This window comes from Phascolarctobacterium sp. ET69, from assembly GCF_023336935.1.
In the GTDB taxonomy this organism is placed as follows: Bacteria; Bacillota; Negativicutes; order Acidaminococcales; family Acidaminococcaceae; genus Fusicatenibacter_A; species Fusicatenibacter_A intestinipullorum.
On record NZ_JAMBLR010000004.1, the window covers coordinates 61,703 to 81,170 of the forward strand.

Annotated in this window: 16 protein-coding genes, 3 tRNA genes and 3 riboswitches; of the genes, 18 read left to right on the top strand and 1 reads right to left on the bottom strand. The window is 47.7% G+C overall.

The window, feature by feature from the left end; genetic code table 11:
• Positions 1-10 precede the first annotated feature (10 nt).
• Positions 11-153, top strand: a riboswitch (cobalamin riboswitch).
• A gap of 126 nt (positions 154-279) precedes the next feature.
• The 9 genes from M3079_RS07235 to M3079_RS07275 all read left to right on the top strand — a co-directional run bounded on the left by M3079_RS07235 (position 280) and on the right by M3079_RS07275 (position 12,221).
• Positions 280-639, top strand: a complete 360-nt coding sequence (locus tag M3079_RS07235) for a hypothetical protein (RefSeq protein WP_249078325.1) — start codon at positions 280-282, stop codon at positions 637-639.
• 91 nt (positions 640-730) lie between these two features.
• Complete coding sequence (locus M3079_RS07240) at positions 731-1,969, top strand: porin (RefSeq protein ID WP_249078327.1); 1,239 nt, start codon at positions 731-733, stop codon at positions 1,967-1,969.
• 219 nt (positions 1,970-2,188) lie between these two features.
• Positions 2,189-2,310, top strand: a riboswitch (cobalamin riboswitch).
• Positions 2,311-2,439: 129 nt separating this feature from the next.
• Positions 2,440-3,384 (top strand): nickel ABC transporter permease, encoded by a 945-nt coding sequence (gene nikB, locus M3079_RS07245; protein WP_249078329.1) that lies wholly within the window; start codon positions 2,440-2,442, stop codon positions 3,382-3,384.
• 1 nt (position 3,385) lies between these two features.
• Positions 3,386-4,216, top strand: coding sequence for a nickel transporter permease (gene nikC / locus M3079_RS07250; RefSeq protein ID WP_249078331.1), 831 nt, complete (start codon positions 3,386-3,388; stop codon positions 4,214-4,216).
• Positions 4,217-4,260: 44 nt separating this feature from the next.
• Positions 4,261-5,826, top strand: a complete 1,566-nt coding sequence (locus M3079_RS07255) for an ABC transporter substrate-binding protein (RefSeq protein ID WP_249078332.1) — start codon at positions 4,261-4,263, stop codon at positions 5,824-5,826.
• 23 nt (positions 5,827-5,849) lie between these two features.
• A complete protein-coding gene (locus M3079_RS07260; protein ID WP_249078334.1) occupies positions 5,850-6,641 on the top strand; it encodes an ABC transporter ATP-binding protein in 792 nt (263 codons plus the stop codon).
• Complete coding sequence (locus tag M3079_RS07265; protein ID WP_249078336.1) at positions 6,631-7,602, top strand: ABC transporter ATP-binding protein; 972 nt, start codon at positions 6,631-6,633, stop codon at positions 7,600-7,602. The genes M3079_RS07260 and M3079_RS07265 overlap by 11 nt, the downstream gene beginning before the upstream one ends.
• Before the next feature lie 102 nt (positions 7,603-7,704).
• Positions 7,705-9,192, top strand: a complete 1,488-nt coding sequence (gene glpK, locus M3079_RS07270) for a glycerol kinase GlpK (RefSeq protein ID WP_249078338.1) — start codon at positions 7,705-7,707, stop codon at positions 9,190-9,192.
• A gap of 662 nt (positions 9,193-9,854) precedes the next feature.
• Entirely contained in the window at positions 9,855-12,221 is a 2,367-nt protein-coding gene (locus tag M3079_RS07275; protein WP_349293362.1) for a heavy metal translocating P-type ATPase, read from the top strand.
• A 54-nt stretch (positions 12,222-12,275) separates the two neighbouring features.
• Here the strand turns inward: M3079_RS07275 and M3079_RS07280 are convergent, their stop codons facing one another.
• Positions 12,276-12,884, bottom strand: a complete 609-nt coding sequence (locus tag M3079_RS07280; RefSeq protein WP_249078342.1) for a hypothetical protein — start codon at positions 12,882-12,884, stop codon at positions 12,276-12,278.
• Between the two features lie 201 nt (positions 12,885-13,085).
• On the opposite strand from M3079_RS07280, the gene M3079_RS07285 reads away from it, so the two are divergent.
• The 9 genes from M3079_RS07285 to M3079_RS07325 all read left to right on the top strand — a co-directional run bounded on the left by M3079_RS07285 (position 13,086) and on the right by M3079_RS07325 (position 19,451).
• Positions 13,086-13,162: transfer RNA gene (locus M3079_RS07285), tRNA-Asp, on the top strand.
• Positions 13,163-13,164: 2 nt separating this feature from the next.
• A tRNA-Gly gene (locus tag M3079_RS07290) sits at positions 13,165-13,239 on the top strand.
• An 8-nt stretch (positions 13,240-13,247) separates the two neighbouring features.
• Positions 13,248-13,323, top strand: a tRNA-Trp gene (locus tag M3079_RS07295).
• A 270-nt stretch (positions 13,324-13,593) separates the two neighbouring features.
• A riboswitch (cobalamin riboswitch) is annotated at positions 13,594-13,721 on the top strand.
• Between the two features lie 254 nt (positions 13,722-13,975).
• Positions 13,976-14,980: a sirohydrochlorin cobaltochelatase gene (locus tag M3079_RS07300; RefSeq protein ID WP_249078344.1), complete on the top strand. Its 1,005-nt coding sequence runs from the start codon at positions 13,976-13,978 to the stop codon at positions 14,978-14,980.
• A gap of 295 nt (positions 14,981-15,275) precedes the next feature.
• A complete protein-coding gene (locus M3079_RS07305; protein WP_249078346.1) occupies positions 15,276-16,037 on the top strand; it encodes an ABC transporter substrate-binding protein in 762 nt (253 codons plus the stop codon).
• Between the two features lie 11 nt (positions 16,038-16,048).
• Complete coding sequence (locus M3079_RS07310) at positions 16,049-17,062, top strand: iron ABC transporter permease (RefSeq protein WP_249078348.1); 1,014 nt, start codon at positions 16,049-16,051, stop codon at positions 17,060-17,062.
• Position 17,063: 1 nt separating this feature from the next.
• Positions 17,064-17,849, top strand: a complete 786-nt coding sequence (locus tag M3079_RS07315) for an ABC transporter ATP-binding protein (RefSeq protein WP_249078350.1) — start codon at positions 17,064-17,066, stop codon at positions 17,847-17,849.
• 1 nt (position 17,850) lies between these two features.
• The gene (locus M3079_RS07320; protein ID WP_249078351.1) at positions 17,851-18,714 is read left to right on the top strand and encodes an ABC transporter ATP-binding protein; all 864 of its coding nucleotides are present in this window, start codon (positions 17,851-17,853) and stop codon (positions 18,712-18,714) included.
• Positions 18,711-19,451 carry an ABC transporter permease gene (locus tag M3079_RS07325; RefSeq protein WP_249078353.1) on the top strand — a complete coding sequence of 247 codons (741 nt, stop codon included), beginning with the start codon at positions 18,711-18,713 and terminating at the stop codon, positions 19,449-19,451. Before M3079_RS07320 ends, M3079_RS07325 begins: the two co-directional genes overlap by 4 nt.
• Positions 19,452-19,468 lie beyond the last annotated feature (17 nt).

Consider the following 19,468-nt stretch of genomic DNA (forward strand, 5'->3'; position numbering starts at 1 on the left):
TAGTGCTAAAATATAATCAAGTTAATATTGTTGTGCAGCAATGTTAACCGGTGCAAAGCCGGTGCGGTCCCGCCGCTGTAAGGGCACGCCTGTTATGCAGGCAGGTTTTGGCTAAGCCCAAGCCAGCAGATTGCTGTACATAAGCATTTAGCTTAGCCTGCGGGAGACGGGTATGTATTGATAATTGCGCATTAAGGCGTTAATGTATCTTTGCATAAAAACCGTTTCCGAAAAACCGGGGACGGTTTTAATTATTTATTCAGACAGGAGGAATTAAAAATGGCAGAAGATTTTTTGGGCTATGGCGGAAGATTGGATGAAGAATTTGTTCATGCTGAAAACAAAAGCATAAAAACAGAACCTTTTGAAAAATTTGAGGTGCGTGCCGCGTTTGAAAAACCGGAGCTTTTGGACGGGCTTGTACGTTTAAAAACGGCAATGGGTGAAGCAGCCTTTGAAAAATACATTAATCCGCTGGAAAACATTAACATCAGCGGCAATTCGCTGTTAATACTTGCCGGTGCAGAAAAACTGCGTACTGCCCTTGTAAGCCGCTGGCTGCCGGTAATTAAGGCAGCGTTTAACGTAGTAAACGTACGCGTTGTAGGCGGAGGGCGCGGCGGCGTTGACGCTTATTAAGCAAACCGGCCGCAGCGGAAAGAGCGGGGAAGCCAGGAGACCTTACTGTTTTTGCTGCGGCTTTATATAAATAAAAAATGGAGGAAAGCAAATGAAAAAAACTTTACTTTTAGCAATGACGATAGCGATGGGAATTACCGCTTCCGCGTACGCGGCAAATCCGTTCAGCGATGTTCCGGCAGGGCACTGGGCTTATGACGCTGTAAACAAGCTGGCGGCAGAGGGCGTGGTAGAAGGTTACCCGGACGGCACTTACGGCGGCGACAGGTTGATGACCCGCTATGAAATGGCGCAGATTGTAGCCAAAGCAATGGCGAAGGGTGCAAATGCAGACAGGCTTGCAGCAGAATTTGCCGGTGAGCTCGACAGCCTTGGCGTGCGTGTAGCAAACTTGGAAAAGAAAAGCGATAATGTGCGCATTACAGGGCAAATCCGCTATGAATACGGCGACAGAAATGGCGATATGCAGAAAACTAAAGGCAAAGTGGCACAGCACCGCCTGCGCAGCCGTATTTTTGTAAACGGCAATATTAATGAGGACTGGAGCTACACCGGGCGTTTTGAAAATAACCAGAGCCTTAAAAACAGCAGCGGTGACGATACCCTGAAATTCAATCAGGCTTATGTAAACGGTAAAATTGGCGGCGCAAAAGTAATTGCCGGTAAAACAGACCACTATGCAGGCAATGGTTTTATTTATGATGATACCGCCGAAAAAATTGAGCTGTCTTACGGGAAGGATGTAAAACTTACCGCTTATTACGGTATTCCCACCGATTATGGTTATGATAAAATGTGGGGTGCATCCGTTGGCGGCAAAGTTGGCAATTTAAGCCTTTCTGCCGGTTATGATAAATTTCAGGATGCTTTAAATGAAATCCAAGGCTATGGGGTTCCTAACAGTGCAAAAACAGGTTCTGATAACGGCATATGGAATTTAAGCGCCAATTATAAATTCGGTGATTTTACTTTGGCGGCAACTTATCTTGATTCCGATATTGATTTAAGGGATAATTCCTCATATAAAGACGTTGACACCAACGGTTATGTTGTAGGCCTTAATTACAAAGGTGCCGATAAAAACAAACCCGGCACATGGGGCCTGTTTGCCAATTACTATGACCAGGGCGCAGGTACTTTTGTGGCGCATACCATGTACCCGGGTGACTGGAGTTACTATGTAGACGAAGGCTTTAAAGGCTATATGGTCGGCGGCGGTGTAACCCTTGCCAAAAACATGGTTTACCAGCTGCATTACTATGACCTTGAAGGCAAGGAAAGCGGGCTGGATGACCAGGTTATCTGGAGCCGCCTGCAAATTATGTTTTAATAAATTAAATTACCTGTACTGCCGGGTTAAGGCATACGCAGCATAAGCAAAATATTTGCGGACTGCTGCCAGATAAGCTTTATCCGCAAGGCGGTGCAGGTTTTGCACTTTTTGGGAGGTATACCCATACGGGTATACCGTATAAAATACTAATTAAAATTTTTAACAAAAAAATTATTTACTTTATTAGTAATTAGTGCTAAAATTAAAACATGATAATTGAATAAACTGGTTAAAGGTGCCTTGTGGCTTAAAATGGAAACCCGGTGCAAAACCGGTACGGTCCCGCCGCTGTAAGCAGCTTTGCAAGTCAGCAGCCTGCCTTTAATGCTTTCCGGTGCTGCGTGTGACGGCATGGTAGCAAGAGAATTAAAATAAACTTAAGCGTTTGTAAACTCCCTGCTGCCAAACTGAAACGGCAGGGAGTTTTATTTTGGTTATCAGGAGTTTTGATGAGGGAGTGGTGTGTTTTGTCAAATAAACAGTTGTTAGGGCGCATTGGGCAGATAGTGCTTGTGCTTCTGGGCATCAGCTTTATTACCTTTGCACTGGTAATGCTGTCGCCGGGCGACCCTGTGCGCCAGATGATTGCCGGCAACGAGGATATTGTTGTAAGCCAGCAGGAAGTTGAAGCGCTGCGCCATGAACTGGGATTGGACAAGCCGTTTATCTTCCAGTATCTCGACTGGCTCGGAAGGGCTGTTCAGGGAGATTTTGGGTTTTCATACATGGTTAAAAAGCCTGTTATAGAAGAATTAATGCACAGCCTGCCTGCAACGGTAATACTCGCCGTGGCGTCTACGGTTTTTATGCTTCTGGTTTCCATACCGGCAGGTATTTACAGCGCCGTTAAGCACAACAGCTGGTTCGATTATATGGTGCGCGGGCTTACTTTCGTCGGCGTATCGATACCTAACTTTTGGATGGGCCTGATGCTGCTGTGGATTTTTGGGCTGAAACTTGGCCTGCTGCCTATTGTAGGCGGGCGCGTAAGCCCCGAAACGCTGGTGCTGCCTGCTTTAACGCTGGGCATAGTTATGGCGGCCAAATACACCCGCCAGGTGCGCGCAACGGTGCTTGAAGAGCTTAACCAGGATTATGTTGTCGGCGCGCGTGCCCGCGGCATGAGCGAAAGCCATATTTTATGGAAGGAAGTTCTGCCGAACGCCATGCTGCCGCTGATTACCCTGCTGGGATTATCCTTTGGCAACCTTTTGGGCGGTGCGGCAGTTGTTGAAATAGTATTTTCGTGGCCTGGGCTTGGATACCTTGCTGTACAATCAATTATTTACCGCGATTTTCAGCTGGTGCAGGGCATAGTGCTGTGGATAGCGCTAATGTATATGGTAATTAACCTTATAGTTGATATTTCCTATAATCATCTTGACCCGCGCTTAAGAAAGGCAGGTAAATAATATGCAGATACTTATAAATGGTTTAAAAACCAACCGTGCCTTTGCGGTATCAAGTTTTTTTGTGCTGCTGCTTATTGCTGTGGCACTGGCAGCGCCGTTAATTGCGCCGTATGACCCGCTTGAAGCAGTAATGCAGAACGCTTACCTGCCGCCTTCCGCGGAGCATTTATTCGGCACAGATAAACTGGGGCGCGATAATTTCAGCCGCATTTTGTACGGCGCAAGCTATTCGCTTTCGAGCGTGCTGCTGCTTGTAACAATTATTTTTGCGGTTGGCACAACGCTGGGCGTACTGGCAGGCTATTACGGCGGTAAGGTGGATATCGTCATTATGCGCATTTCCGATATGATGATTTCTTTCCCGGGCATGATTCTGGCCATAGCCGTTGCCGGTATTTTGGGCGGCAGCCTTATTAACGCCATCATAGCGCTGACGATTGTAACATGGACCAAATATGCGCGCCTTGCACGCAGCATGGTTTTAAAAATAAAAAAACGCGACTTTGTAGAAGCCGCAATAGTTAACGGCGGCACTTCAACACACATATTATGGAAGCATATCCTGCCGAATATTCTGCCGCTGATGGTAATAACGGCGGCGTCCGATATCGGTGCCATGATGATGGAGCTTGCAGGGCTTTCGTTCCTCGGCTTCGGCTCGCAGCCGCCTGCACCGGAATGGGGCTTAATGCTTAACGAAGGCAGGCAGCAGCTGCAAACGGCGCCGTGGCTGATGATTTTCCCAGGCCTTGCAATTTTTGTTACGGTAGTAATTTTTAACCTGTGGGGCGACGCATTGCGCGACGTACTCGACCCGCGCCAGGAAGAATAAAAACTGTTTAATGGATGGTATATAACGGAAAGGAAGATGTATTTATGAAAAAAGCAGCAAAAATTACGGCAGCACTTGCCATGATGGGATTACTTGCTTTTGCGGCAGCAGGCTGCGGCGGTGATGATTCCGCAAAAAGCGGTGGGGCTAAAGATACGGTAAAATTTGGCGTTACCAACTTTGCCGACAGCCTTGAACCTACCGATAATTTCTTCAGCTGGGTTGTAATGCGTTACGGCCTTGGCGAATGCCTTGTTAAATTTGACGATAAAATGAATCTTACTCCGTGGCTTGCCGAAAGCTGGTCTATCAGCGACGATAAGCTGACCTGGACTTTTAAAATTAATGATAAAGCGGTATTCAGCAACGGCAACAAAGTAACTGCCGACGCCGTAAAAAAATCCATTGAACGCACTTTTGAAAAATCCAACCGTGCGGGAACCTTTTTCCAGTTCGACAATATTACTGCCGACGGCCAGAATTTAATTATCAAAACCCAAAATCCGGTGCCGACTTTGCCGGGCATGTTGGCCGACCCGCTGTTTATTATTATTGATACCAGCGTAACTGACCGCGATTATGCAAAACAGGGGCCTATCTGCACCGGCCCGTATATGGTTAAGGAATACAGCAAGGCCAAAGCCGTTATGGAAGCAAACCCCAATTACTGGGACGGCAAAGTTCCGTTTAAAGTTGCCGAAATTCCTACCATTGATGACCCCAACACCCGTGCAATGGCTTTGCAGTCGGGCGAAATTGATATGGCAATCAATATAGCTTCCGGCGATTTGCAGCTGTTCCAGGATAAAGCCAAATACAATATTTCCGAACTTGCTTCGCTGCGTACCGTACTGGCGCAGATTAATATGAACGAAGGCCGCCCGTGCCACGACCCGAAAGTACGCGCTGCACTTATCAGCTGCCTTGACCGCGAAACCTACAACAAAGTATTGCTTAAGGATACCTTCATTACGGGCAAAGCGCCCATTCCGCCTTCTTTGGATTACGGCTTTGACCAGCTGACCGACCCGAATGCCTATAATGTGGAACGCGCAAAACAGCTTTTGGCGGAAGCCGGCTGGAAAGATACCAACAATGACGGTTATGTGGATAAAGACGGCAAAAATCTTGAACTTGACTTTATTTATTACAGCGGACGCGCTGAACTGCCGCTTTATGCAGAAGCAACCCAGTCCGACGCTAAAAAAATCGGCATTAAGGTTAATATGAAAAATATTGACTACAACGTGCTTGACTCAATCCGCCAGAGCGGCGATTTTGACCTTTGCATTTCCAATATTCTTACTGCTAACAGCGGCGACCCTGCCGTATACCTTAACTGGTACTGGAAAACCGGTGACCCGCAGAATGCTACCGGTTACAGCAACCCGGAATATGATGCTTTGAGTGACAGGCTTGCGGTTGAATTTGACCCTGCCAAACGCCGCGATTTAATGATTCAGATGCAGCAGATTCTGCTTAACGACGGCGCAGGTTTGTTCTTTGGCTATCCGAAAACAAATATGGTAAGCAAAGTAACCTTGAAAAACGCCGATATTAAACCGGCAGATTATTACTGGCTGACCAAAGATGTTGCCCCTGCTGAATAAGCTGCAAAGAAGGGATTAAATTAATGCTTCTTGATGTAAAAAATCTGGACATCAGTTACGGCAGCAAACTTACCGTATCGGGTGTAAACATTCAACTTGATAAAGGCGAAATTCTGTCAATTGTAGGCGAATCGGGCAGCGGCAAAACAACCGTTATCCGTGCCGTTATGGGCTGCCTGCCCGGCAGAGGGCATGTTTCGGGCGGCAGCATAACTTTTGGCGGGCGCGATATGCTGAAGAACACGCGTGAGGACTGGCGTAAAATCAGCGGCAGCGAAATGTCGATGATTTTTCAGGACAGCGGCAACATGATAAACCCCATCCGCCGCATAGGCGAACAGTTTACAGATTACATTCTTGCTCACGCTCCGCAGAAATCGAAGGCGGAGGCCGCGGAAATGGCGAAAGATATGCTTAATAAAGTACGCCTGCCGAATCCGCAGAACATTATGAACAGCTATCCGTTTGAACTTTCGGGCGGCATGCGCCAGCGCGTGGGTATTGCCATGGCCATGATATTCAGCCCCAAGCTGCTTTTGGCAGATGAGCCTACCAGTGCGCTTGACGTTACCACGCAGGCGCAGATAATACGCCAGATTGTTGACGTGCGCAATGAATATAATGCGGCGGTAATTTTGGTAACGCATAACATTGGTGTGGCTTCGTATGTATCTAATAAGCTGATAGTTATGAAAAACGGGCATGTGGTGGAAAGCGGCGGGCGCGAAATTATTGAAAACCCGCAGCACGCCTATACCAAAGAACTGCTTGCGGCTGTGCCTGTATTGGGAGATAAGAAATATTATGAACGCTGAAGCACCTGTAATTTTACAAATTAAAAATTTAACAAAAAAATTTGCGGCGGAAGGCGGAAAAATGCTGACGGCGTGCGATAATGTTACCCTTAACGCCTATGCCGGGCAGACGCTTGGCATTATAGGCGAATCGGGTTGCGGCAAAAGCACGCTGGTGCGCACTATTTTGCAGATACATCCGGCAAGCGGCGGCGAAGTTATTTTTGACGGGCAGGATATTTTAAAACTGCGCGGTGAAGCGGCACGCCAGAACAGGCGTAAAATACAAATGGTGTTTCAGGACCCGGCAGCTGCTTTTAACCCTAAAATGAAGGTTAAAGAAATTGTTTGCGAACCTTTGCTGAATTTTGGGCTGATAAAAAAGAGCGAAGTTGACACCAAAGCGGCGGAACTTTTGCGTATGGTAGAACTGCCGGAAGATTTTAAGGACCGTTACCCGCATAACATGAGCGGCGGGCAGCGTCAGCGTTTGGGCATTGCGCGCGCGCTTTCGCTGGAACCAAAGATTGTGGTGTGCGACGAAGCTACAAGCGCGCTTGACGTTTCGGTGCAGGAAAAAATCTGCGAGCTTTTGGTGCGCCTGCAGAAAGAAAAGGGTATTACCTATCTTTTTATCTGCCACGATTTGGGGCTTGTTGATTTAATGTGCCACCAGATTGCCGTTATGTATTTGGGCAATATCGTGGAATATATCGGTTATGGAAGGCGCATCAGCACCGAGGGCATGCACCCTTATACAAAGGCGCTGATGAAATCGGTGTTTAAGGTGGATTTTAAACCGGGCGAAAAAATAGAACCGCTGGAAAGCGAAATTCCAAGCCCGCTTGATTTGCCTAAAGGATGCCCGTTTCAAAGCCGCTGCGGGCAGTGTATGGAAATTTGCCGCAGCGAAAAACCAGAGCTTAAAGAGGTTGTGCCCGGGCATTTTGTAGCCTGCCACCTGGTTAACGGAAATTTTTAAGCCATTGTAAAAACTAAATAAAAAAAGCCGCTTTTACAGCGGTTTTTTTGTTATAATTATGTTATACAGTATTAAAATTTTTGTCGGCAAGGGGGATGCCCAATGGATAAATACATTATGGCGCTGGATTTAGGGACAACCAGCTGCCGCTGCATTATATTTGATAAAAACGGACGGATTTGCAGCGCGGCGCAAAAGGAGTTTACCCAGTATTTTCCGCAGCCCGGCTGGGTTGAGCATGACGCGGAGGAAATTTGGGCAACCCAAACCGGCCTGATGTATGAAGCAATGAGTAAAATTGATATTACCATTAACGAAATTGCTGGCATTGGCATTACCAATCAGCGCGAAACCACGGTTTTATGGGATAAAGAAACCGGACGCCCGGTACATAAGGCGATTGTGTGGCAGTGCCGCCGCACGGCAGGCTATTGCGATGAACTGAAAAAACTCGGCATGGCGGAGTTTTTCCGCAGCAAAACGGGTCTGGTGCTGGACGCTTATTTTTCGGCAACCAAACTGCGCTGGCTGCTTGATAATGCTGCTGGCGCACGCAAACGTGCGGAAAAAGGCAAACTGCTTTTCGGTACGGTTGACAGCTGGATTATCTGGAAGCTGACGGGCGGTAAGGTGCATGTAACGGATTATTCCAACGCATCGCGTACAATGCTTTTTAATATCCATACCTTAAAATGGGATGAAGAAATTTTACGCGTTTTAAAAATTCCGCAGCAGATTCTGCCGGAGGTTAAGCCTTCGAGCCATGTTTACGGTTATACGGACAGCAAGCTTTTTGGGCGCGAGGTGCCTATTGCAGGCGCAGGCGGCGACCAGCAGTGTGCATTGTTCGGGCAGACCTGCTTTGAGCGCGGCGAAGTAAAAAATACTTACGGCACAGGCGGCTTTATGCTGATGAACACCGGTACTGCTCCGGTAAATTCGCATAACGGGCTGGTTACAACTATCGCCTGGGGCGTAGATGACAAGGTTGAGTATGCGCTGGAAGGCTCGATTTTTGTTGCCGGTGCTGCCGTGCAGTGGCTGCGTGATGAACTTGGGCTTATCCGTGATGCGGCGGAATCGGAAGTGTTGGCAAAATCAGTGCCCGATGCTAACGGCTGCTATGTTGTGCCTGCCTTTGTCGGGCTGGGCGCGCCCTACTGGGACCAGTACGCCAGAGGCGCGATTGTAGGGCTTACAAGGGGTGTAAACCGTAATCATATTGTGCGCGCAACGCTGGAATCCATAGCGTACCAGGTAAATGATGTTTTAACGGCGATGCAGGAGGACAGCGGCATGCCTATAACATCTTTGCGTGTTGACGGCGGCGCGTGCGACAACGATTTTTTAATGCAGTTCCAGGCGGATATTTTAAATACTTCCGTTGTAAGGCCATACTGCATTGAAACAACGGCTATGGGCGCGGCATATCTGGCCGGGCTTGCCGTAGGCTATTGGCGCAGCAAGGAAGAAATTTTGGCTAACCATGTTATTGCCGCCGAATTTAAACCACAGATGGGGCAGGCTAAAAGAGAAAGCCTTTTGCAGGGCTGGCACAATGCCGTTAAAGCAGCTTCTGTAAGGATTTAAAAGCGATTATATTTTATGTTTGGCATAACGGGAGGTAAGTAATTTGCCTTCTGTTATGCCGGCTAAAAAAATTATAAAAATCTTTCAAAAAAGTATAGATGAATATTCGCTCATGTGTTATAATAATGGTAACCAAAGAGTGCTTTGGCTATATTTTTTAAATAATATATGAATGATTGTTCAAACGTAAAGGAGAACATATTATGCCATCCAAAAAAGTACGTGATTTAACGGATATAAGAAACGGCAGTGATGAGGTGCGTACGCATAACCATCATCATGAAGATGGAGCTTGCTGCTGTGGCCACCATCACCATGAACACGGTGCCGAGTGCGGGCATGAGCACAGCCATGAGCCGGAACACAAGCACGGCCATGACGAAGCGTGCGGCTGCGGCGAAGCTCATACTCATGAAGAACATGAACATGATGCCTGCTGTGGTCAAGAACATGAGCACCACCACGAACATCAGCATGGAGAAAGCTGTGGCTGTGGGGAACATCATCACCATCAGCATGATGATAGCTGCGGCTGTGGACATGAACATCATCACAGCCACCACGTTCCGGGGCACCCGGAGGACTGTCAGTGCGAAATCTGCCATCCGCACGAAGAATACTGTGACGTGTGCGGCGAAAGCCTTGAAAACTGCACCTGCCGCATGCCGGACGCTCATTGCGTGAAGAAGGTTTATATATTAAAAAATCTGGGCTGTGCCCATTGCGCTGCTAAAATGGAGCACCGCATAAAGGAACTGCCCGGGGTTGAATATGCCAATATCAGCTACGTTACCAAACAGCTGCGCCTTTCGGCGGTTAACCACGAAGCTGTTTTGCCTGCAATAAAGGAAATCTGCACTTCGATAGAAAGCGGCGTTGAAGTTGTTCCGCGTGAAGGCGAAGGAACCTTTAATTTTAAAACTCAGGTTTATGTGCTTGAAAACCTTGGCTGCGCCAACTGCGCCGCTAAAATGGAGCGTGCCATTAATGAGCTGCCGCAGGTAAGCGAAGCCACCATTACTTTTGCAACCAAGCAGCTTAAGGTTACGGCGCGTGATTTTGACGGGCTGCTGCCGCAGATGCAAAAAATCTGCTCCGGCATAGAAAGCGGCGTTGCCGTAAAAGAACGCGAAGGAGCTGCTGTTTTGGCGCCGCATGTTGAAGAACGCAAATGCGGAAGCTTTTCGCTGTCTTCCGAAACCATGACGCAGATAGAGCTTGTTGTTGGCGGCGTGCTGTTTATAGCGGCAGAATTTTTGGGGCTTATTCCGGAAGCCTATTACTTATATGTTTTGGTTGCCGCTTATGTTCTTTTGGGCGGCAGGGTTGTTCTGGCAGCCGTTAAAAATCTTTTAAGCGGCAATTTGTTTGACGAAAACTTTTTAATGACCATTGCAACGCTGGGCGCATTTGTAATTTCTGCTTATGAAGAAGCCGTCGGCGTAATGTTCTTTTACCGTGTGGGAGAATATTTTGAGCACCGCGCGGTGGAAAAAAGCCGCGGGCAGATTATGGACGCTGTTGATATGCGCCCGGAAACCGTTAACCTGCTTGTAGGTGAAGAAGTGCGCATAATTCCGGCGGCGGACGCCCATGTAGGCGATATTCTGCTGGTGCGCGCCGGTGACCGCATACCGCTGGACGGCGTGGTAATAGAAGGCGACAGCCTTGTTGATACTTCGCCGGTAACAGGTGAGCCGGTGCCTGTACGCAAGCATTACGGCGACGAAATTACCAGCGGCTGCATTAATACCAACGGCATGCTGAAAATACGCGTGGAAAAAGTGCTTTCGGAATCCATGGTTACACGTATTTTGGACAGCGTGGAAAACGCAGCGGCTTCCAAACCGCAGATTGACCGTTTTATTACCCGCTTTGCAAGGGTATATACCCCGTTTGTGGTTGTTGTGGCAATGCTTACGGCGCTTGTGCCGGGCTACATTACCGGCAACTGGCAGCACTGGATTTACACGGCGCTGACCTTTCTTGTAATAAGCTGCCCCTGTGCACTGGTGCTCAGCGTGCCGCTGGCATTTTTCTCCGGCATCGGCGCGGGTTCGCGCTACGGCATTTTGTTTAAGGGCGGCTCCGTAATGGAAGCGCTTAAAAACGTACATGCCGTTGTAATGGATAAAACCGGCACCGTTACCAAAGGCAATTTTGTTGTGCAGAAAGTAATGCCTGCCCCCGGCGCGGATGAAACCGAGGTTTTGCAGCTTTGCGCTGATCTGGAAGCAATATCCGCCCATCCCATTGCCGTAAGCATTGTAAATGCAGCTAAAGAGCGCGGGCTTACGCCGGTGCGCCCGGTGAGCTTTAAAGAAATAGCGGGTGAAGGCATTGTTGCCCAAACCTTAAACGGCACCGTTATCTGCGGCAGCAAAAAACTTATGGCCCGTTACAAAATAAGCTGCGGCGGCTTTAAAAATTCTGCCTATGGCACGGAAGTATTGCTTGCCCAAAACGGTAGATACATGGGGCATATAGTTATTGCCGATACCATTAAGGATGATGCTGTGGATGCAGTTAAAGAAATTAAGGCCATGGGGCTTACCACGGCCATGCTTACGGGCGATGCTGAAGCGAGCGCACAGGCAGTTGCTGCTGCCGCCGGCATAGATGAAGTGCGTGCCAAACTGCTGCCGCAGGATAAACTTAACGAACTTGGCCGTCTGCGCAGCAAATACGGCAGCGTAATGTTTGTTGGCGACGGCATTAACGACGCGCCCGTGCTTGCCGGTGCCGATGTTGGCGCGGCTATGGGCAGCGGCGCAGACGCAGCACTTGAAGCGGCAGACGTGGTATTTATGAAATCCGAAATGCGCGCCATTCCGCAGGCAATTAATATTGCAAAACGCACGGGGCGCATTGCCTGGCAGAACGTTATTTTTGCGCTGGGCGTAAAAGCAGTGATAATGATAGCAGGCCTTGCCGGTTTTGCGTCAATGTGGGCGGCTGTGTTTGCCGATACCGGCGTTGCCATGCTGTGCGTAATAAATTCCATCAGAATTTTGTATCAGAAAAATTAATATAAAAAAGGCTGCACCGTAATTATTTTACGGCACAGCCTTTTTGTTTTTGGGTTATTTTTCCTGCCATAAATACCATACGGCAAGCGAACGCCACGGGCGCCAGTGTTCTGTCAGTTCCAGAATCTGCTTGCGTTTGGGCATAGCGTTAAGGTTAAAAATTTCTTTAACACGTTTTTGAAAAATAAAATCGGCGGTAGGGGCAATATCGGTGCGGCACAGCGCTAAAAGCAAAAACATCTCCGCTGTCCACTGGCCAAGCCCTTTTATTTTTATCAGCTGCTTGGTAATTTCGCTGTCGGTCATACCGGCAAATTTATCCATTGTAACTTCGCCGTTTAAAACCGCTTCGGCAAAGCCTTTAAGATACATTACCTTCTGCGGCATAATACCGCAGCTGCATAAATCGCTTTCGGCGGCAGAGGCTATTGCTTCCGGCGTTATGGGCGTTCCGACGGTTTCTTCCAGGCGTTTAACCATTGCCAGGCTGACATCCGGCGGAAGCTGCTGGGAAATGATACCGGTAACAAGCGTGCCAAAATATTTTTCCGGAGCTTCCGGCTGTAAATTGCAAGGGCCGTATTTTTCAATAAACGGAATAAGTTCAGGTGCGTTTTCACGCAGATAGCGGCTGCCAAGAGCCCAGTCCGGGGCTGTAAGCATAAAGGTAACCTCCTGTATAGTTAAATATGAAACGGTAAATTATCTGAATAACATTATAGCATAAATGGCTGCAAAAAACTTAAAAACATTTTTGGCACGCCGGCATGTAAATAAAAAAGCAAATTAAGAAAATTTTACAAAAAGACTTGCATTAAATAAATTTTTATGGTAATATTTATATCTGTCAGGACACTGACATGAGGCCCGGTGGTTCAGTTGGTTAGAATGCCGCCCTGTCACGGCGGAGGTCGTGGGTTCGAGTCCCATCCGGGTCGCCAATGCGGAAATAGCTCAGTGGTAGAGCACCTCCTTGCCAAGGAGGGGGTCGCGAGTTCGAATCTCGTTTTCCGCTCCATTTTATTTAGGGGTATAGCTCAACTGGTAGAGTAGCGGTCTCCAAAACCGTTGGTTGTGGGTTCGATTCCTACTGCCCCTGCCACTTGCAAACTTAGGCGCAGACTGGTTCTGCGCCTTTTTTTGTTTTTGTGTGGGAGTTGAAAACCGCACCTCATTGGGAGTAACGTGGGAGCAACCGTACCTTTTTATAATTTGAAGCAAGCTAAGTAATATTGCATTATTTAAATAACTGTTCAAATAAAAATATATATCTTAAGTACAAACCTAATAAAAAGGTTACAAAATTAATTGATAAAAAAGTTATAAAATGTATTGAACTTAATAGTAACAAGTGCTATAATAGCTGCATAAGTTAATATTGTATGTTAAGGGTGCTTAATTGCTTAAATCAAGGGAAGCCGGTGTAATTCCGGCACGGTCACGCCACTGTGAGCGCTGCAAAGCGTAAGTCAGATCGCTGCCCTTAACGCTTCCGGCTGCTGCGAGGGACGGCAAGGTTGCAGGTGATGTGCATTTAAGGCTACAATACACAAATTTGCGCTTCCTTTTTCACAGGCAGCGGAATTTGTGTATTTTTTATTTTTAGGAGGAATCCGCAATGAAAAAATCTTTAGTTTTAGCAATGAAGATGCACAAACCATCTTCAGCGAACTGTACTTTATGTTCTGATAAATTTTGCTTTCTGCCTGCCTTGTAAGACAGGAAAATATATAACGCAGGAAGGATGATTGAAAATGCAGTTTAAATGGAAAAAATTATTGGCAGCATCAATTACTTGTATGGTTTTAACGGGGGTATCGGCAACTACTATGGCAGCTTACAGTTTAAGTGAAGAAGTTAAAGCACCTACGCCTGCGCTTTTGCAGGCTTCGCAGATTGGCGTGCGTACTTATACCACTACCGACCCGGCACTTTTGGCTCAGCCGGATAAGGACGCCATTCTTGTTATGAGTTTTGGCACTACTTTCCCCGATACAAGGGCAAAAACCATTGAGGCAACCGTAAACGAAATTAAAGCCGCCCACCCGGGAACAAAGGTTGTGCTGGCATTTACTTCGCACATCATTATCGACAGGGTAAAAGCCAACGAAGACCTTACGGTGCCGACGCCGGAACAGGCTTTGGAACAGTTGAAAGCGGAAGGCTACAACCGCGTGGCGCTTACTTCGCTGGATGTAATTCCGGGTATGGAATATGCTTATAAAACAGCCGTTTACGATATGTATAAAACCCAGTTTAAAAAGATAACCATGGGCACGCCTTTAATGTACTGGATGGGGCAGGAAGGGCAGGCCGATGACGTGGAAGCAGCTATGGCAGCTATCGGTTCACAGCTTCCAAAAATGGGCAAAAAAGATGCCGTGCTGGTAATGGCACATGGCACGCCCGACCCTTCCAACGCTTATTATGCCGTAATGCAGGATAGGCTTGACGCTTTATATGGCGGCAAAGTAATGATTTATACCGTTGAAGGCTGGCCGCGTCTGGAAAATGTTATTCCCAAACTGAAAGAAAAAGGCGTTAAAAACGTAACTTTAATGCCGCTGATGATGGTTGCGGGCGACCATGCCAACAACGATATGGCAGGCGATGAAGAAGATTCGCATAAGACCATTCTGCAAAAAGAAGGCTTTAAAGTAAATACCTACATTCACGGAATAGGCGAAAATAAAAACGTGCGCAGCCTGTTTGTTGAGCATGCCAACGAAGCATGGGACGCACTTGTTGCTGAAAAATAATTTAATAAAATTACAGTTAGTGATATAATTTAAGTACAGCTATGCGGCCTTTGTGCCGCATAGCTAATTGTGCTTTTATAAAAATACTTGTTTTAAGGAACACAGCCATGAAAAAATACTTGTTTATAACCGGTTTAATACTTTTAACGGCAATGTTTGCCCTTGCCGGATGCGGCAGCAGTAAAAACAGCGTGCCAAAAGACACCGCCGCCAAAATTACGGTAACGGACGATAACGGAAGAACGGTAAGCTTAAAAAACGTGCCGAAAAAATTGTGCCGCTTTCAGCCTCTTTTTTGGAACCACTGGAAAAGCTTGATGCAGGCCTTGCAGCCCGTGTGGCGGCAAAAACGGGCATCAGCGAAAAATATAAGTCGCTGCCGGAGGTAGGCAACGTTTATAATGTTAATATCGAAAAAGTAATTGCCGCTCATCCTGACCTGGTAATTTGCTATAAAGACATGAACGATAAATTCGTGCACAATTTTGAAGAAAATAATATTCCGGTTATAGTTTTGGAAATGCGTACTTACGCGCAGGTAAAAAACACCGTAAGCGTATTGGGCAAAATAACCGGTAATGAAGCAAAAGCAGAAGAACTTAACAAAGATATGGATGAACGCATTGCCGCCGTAAGGGAAAAAATGCCGCAGGAAAGCAAGCGAATTGCCATATTGCACAGCACGGCTCAGAACGTAACGGTGCAGCTTGAAGGCAGCATTGCGGGCAGTACGGCGCAGCTGCTGGGCTTTACCAATATCGCCGCAGGCAGCATGCCCCTGGAAAACAATTCTACGGCGGCGCCTTACAGTTTGGAAACACTCGTTGCCGCCAACCCCGATATTATTTACATTACCAGCATGGGCAAGCTGGAAACCGTGCAGGACGCCATGTTGAAAAGCATCAGCGCAAGCCCGGCATGGCAAAGCCTGGCGGCAGTGCGCAGCGGGCATGTTTACTTTTTGCCGCAGGAGCTGTTTTTGTTAAGCCCCGGCATAAAATACCCGCAGGCGGCAGAATATATGGCTAAATTAGCTTATCCGGAAAAATTTGAATAGGATTTTTGGTTATGAATGCTGTAAACGAACATAAAAAATTTGGTATGGCAATAGAAAAATGGCGCGTTTTAATGCTTGCGGCATTTGCTGTTTTGGCGGCAGGCGGTTTTTTATGCAGCGTGCTCAGCGGCGCGGTGGCAATACCGATATCTGCCATGGGCGATATTTTAAACGGCGGCGGGGATAATGCCAGCCGGCAGATTTTGCTGAATATACGCCTGCCAAGAGCCATTGTGGCAGCACTTGTGGGCATGAACCTTGCTGTCAGCGGTGCGGTATTGCAGGCGGTAATGAAAAATCCGCTGGCAGACCCTCATATTATCGGCATTTCTTCCGGCGCGGGGCTGGCAGGCATTTTTGTTATAGTCCTGTTTCCGGCGTTGGAATATTTAATTGTACCAACTGCGTTTTGCGGCGCCATGCTTGCCGCAGCCTGCATTTATATTCTGGCGTGGAAAAACGGCATCCGCCCGCTGCGTATTGTGCTAGCAGGTGTTGCCGTATCAAGTTTTCTGGGCGCTGGCATTTCGGCCATACTTGTGCTTTACAGCGACAGGGTACACGGCGCGCTGATGTGGATGGTGGGCGGCCTTGCGGCACGTTCCTGGCCCCATGTTGAAATTATACTGCCCTATGCTGTTATTGGGTTTATACTTGCGGTTTGCGGGGCGCGCTATTTAAACATTTTACAGCTTGGTGATGATGTAGCCAAAGGGCTTGGCGTAAATGTTGAGCTTGTGCGGCTTGTTTTTACGGCTATCGGCGCGCTGCTTGCGGCAAGCGCTGTTTCCGTTGCCGGGCTGCTCGGGTTTGTGGGGCTTATTGTTCCGCATACGGTGCGGCTTTTAACAGGCTCTGACTACCGTTTTTTAATTCCGTCGTCTGCACTTTTGGGCATAGCCGTTGTAACCTACAGCGATACGCTGGCCCGTGTGGCTTTTGCACCGCTTGAACTGCCGGTGGGCATTTTTATGGCGGCGCTCGGCGCACCTTTCTTCTTGTTTTTACTGAGAAAGGAGTTGTAAAATGGCTTCTGTTTCGGTACAAAATTTAAGCATTTCCATAGGCAAAAACACTATTTTGCAAAATATTAATATAAACTTCCGCGAAGGAAAACGCACTGCCATCATAGGGCCAAACGGCTGCGGCAAATCTACGCTTTTGCGGGCTGTGGCAGGGTTAAACCGCAATTACAGCGGCAAAGTGCTGTTAAACGGCGCCGATATGAAAAACATGCCGCGGCGCAAAATTGCAGAATTGCTTGCCATTTTGCCGCAGGGCGTAACGGCTCCGGCCGATTTAACGGTGCGCGAGCTTGTTGCCTGCGGGCGTTTTCCGTACCGCTCGCTTTTTAAACGCGAAGGCAAAAACGATGCGGAAATTATTGAAACCGCCATGCAGAAAACGCATATTGCGCATCTTGCCGGGCGTTTTGTGGCAACGCTTTCCGGCGGCGAACGCCAGCGTGCGTGGATTGCCATGGCACTGGCACAGCAGCCGCAGATTCTTTTGCTTGACGAACCAACAACTTACCTTGATATTGCGCATCAGCTGGAAATTATGCAGATTATTACCGAACTTAACGCGCAGGAAAACATGACGGTTATTATGGTAATACACGATATAAATCACGCACGGCTTTATGCGGATGATGTTGTTATAATAAAAAACAAAGGCGTTTTTGCAGGCGGCTGCCCGGCAGAAATAATTACTCCGCCCAATCTGGCGGAAGTTTTCGGCGTTGAAGCCGCAGTATACAAAAACGGTGCGCAGGATGAAGTAATTTTTCCTTTTGCATTAAGGAACAAATAATATGATAGAAATTATTAATTTAAAAAAGCAATTTAAAACAAAAGGCAAAAACGGCGGCAAAACGGTTAAAACAGCCATAGACAATTTAAGCCTTGCAATAAATGACGGAGAAATTTTTGGCCTTTTGGGACCTAACGGGGCAGGAAAAACAACGCTTGTAAGCATGCTGGCAATGCTTATGCGCCCCTGCGGCGGTGAGATTTTATATGACGGCAAAAACGCTTTTGCCAACGAAACATTTGTAAAATCGCAAATAGGCGTAGTGCCGCAGCACATTAATTTTGACCAGGATTTAACCGTATGGGAAAACATGGAGCTGCACGGGCGGCTGCATCATCTGCCCGAAAAAGAGCGCCATGCCCGCATAGATGAACTGCTGGAGTATGTTGGCTTGCAGGAGCGGCGCAGAGAAAGCATAAAGGCGCTTTCAGGCGGAATGAAGCGCCGCCTTTTGATAGTGCGCGCGTTAATACACCGCCCGAAAGTGCTGTTTCTGGACGAACCTACCGTTGCGCTTGACCCGCAGGTACGCCGCCGCATATGGGATTTAATACGCACCCTGCACCGCGAAGGCGTGACCGTTGTGCTTACAACCCATTATATAGAAGAAGCCGAAAATTTATGCGGCAGGGTTGCCGTTATAAACGACGGCAGGCTGGTAAAAACAGGCAGCCCCACGGAACTTTGCAGGCAGCTTGGCAGCTTTACGGCAGAATGGGACGCAGACGGCGCAAGGCAGTACCGCTTTTTTGCGCAGCGCAGCGAAGCGGCGGCCTTTGCGGCAGAGCTTGACAGCGCCGCCTTTATACGCCGTACAAATCTGGAAGACGTATTTATAGAACTGACGGGAAGGGCAATAAAATGATACAGGATATAGCAACGGTATTTTGGCGCGACTGGATTGTGCTGCGCCACAGGCTGTTAAAATTTATCTTAAGCCGCATGGTTGCGCCGGTGCTTTATATGGTGGCTTTCGGCTGGGGCCTTGCCCGCAGCGTTAACACGGGCGGCGGTTCATATCTCGATTTTATCGTACCGGGCATTTTGGCGTTAAATTCCATGAACATTGCCTTTAACAGCCTTACGCCGCTGTGCACGGAAAGGGTATACCATAAATCGCTTGAAGAATACCTGCTGGCGCCTATTTCCGCCTCCGGGTTTATAATTGGCAAAATTTTGGCGGCAGTGCTGCGCGGGCTTATTTCATCGTCAATTATTGTAGTGCTGGCATGGCTTTTTGGCGCAAAACTTGCCCTTACGCCTTTGTTTATAGCAGTTTTGGCGTTAAACTGCGTAATTTTTGCCGAAGCAGGTTTTTGCGCAGCCCTTATAGTACGCAATTTTGAAGACATGGCGCGCTTTAACACATATCTGCTTTTGCCAATGTCTTTTTTATGCGGCACATTTTTTAAAACCGACAGGCTGCCGCATGCCGCAGCATTTGTTATAGAGCTTTTGCCCTTAACGCACGCCAGCAGCCTATTGCGTGGCATTAACAGCGGCGCGCCATTCAGCATAACTTCGGCGGCAATACTGCTTGTTTATGCAGTGCTGCTTTTTGGCGCCTGCCACTATATTTATAAAAGCTTAAAAAACCAGTAAAAAATAAACCCCGTACA

Bases quoted from the DNA above. Each gene is read 5' to 3' on its own strand.
- M3079_RS07235 (WP_249078325.1), top strand. From the start codon at position 280: ATGGCAGAAGATTTTTTGGGCTATGGCGGAAGATTGGATGAAGAATTT.
- M3079_RS07240 (WP_249078327.1), top strand. From the start codon at position 731: ATGAAAAAAACTTTACTTTTAGCAATGACGATAGCGATGGGAATTACC.
- nikC (WP_249078331.1), top strand. From the start codon at position 3,386: ATGCAGATACTTATAAATGGTTTAAAAACCAACCGTGCCTTTGCGGTA.
- M3079_RS07255 (WP_249078332.1), top strand. From the start codon at position 4,261: ATGAAAAAAGCAGCAAAAATTACGGCAGCACTTGCCATGATGGGATTA.
- M3079_RS07260 (WP_249078334.1), top strand. From the start codon at position 5,850: ATGCTTCTTGATGTAAAAAATCTGGACATCAGTTACGGCAGCAAACTT.
- M3079_RS07265 (WP_249078336.1), top strand. From the start codon at position 6,631: ATGAACGCTGAAGCACCTGTAATTTTACAAATTAAAAATTTAACAAAA.
- glpK (WP_249078338.1), top strand. From the start codon at position 7,705: ATGGATAAATACATTATGGCGCTGGATTTAGGGACAACCAGCTGCCGC.
- M3079_RS07275 (WP_349293362.1), top strand. From the start codon at position 9,855: ATGCCGGACGCTCATTGCGTGAAGAAGGTTTATATATTAAAAAATCTG.
- M3079_RS07280 (WP_249078342.1), bottom strand. From the start codon at position 12,884: ATGCTTACAGCCCCGGACTGGGCTCTTGGCAGCCGCTATCTGCGTGAA.
- M3079_RS07300 (WP_249078344.1), top strand. From the start codon at position 13,976: ATGCAGTTTAAATGGAAAAAATTATTGGCAGCATCAATTACTTGTATG.
- M3079_RS07310 (WP_249078348.1), top strand. From the start codon at position 16,049: ATGAATGCTGTAAACGAACATAAAAAATTTGGTATGGCAATAGAAAAA.
- M3079_RS07315 (WP_249078350.1), top strand. From the start codon at position 17,064: ATGGCTTCTGTTTCGGTACAAAATTTAAGCATTTCCATAGGCAAAAAC.
- M3079_RS07320 (WP_249078351.1), top strand. From the start codon at position 17,851: ATGATAGAAATTATTAATTTAAAAAAGCAATTTAAAACAAAAGGCAAA.
- M3079_RS07325 (WP_249078353.1), top strand. From the start codon at position 18,711: ATGATACAGGATATAGCAACGGTATTTTGGCGCGACTGGATTGTGCTG.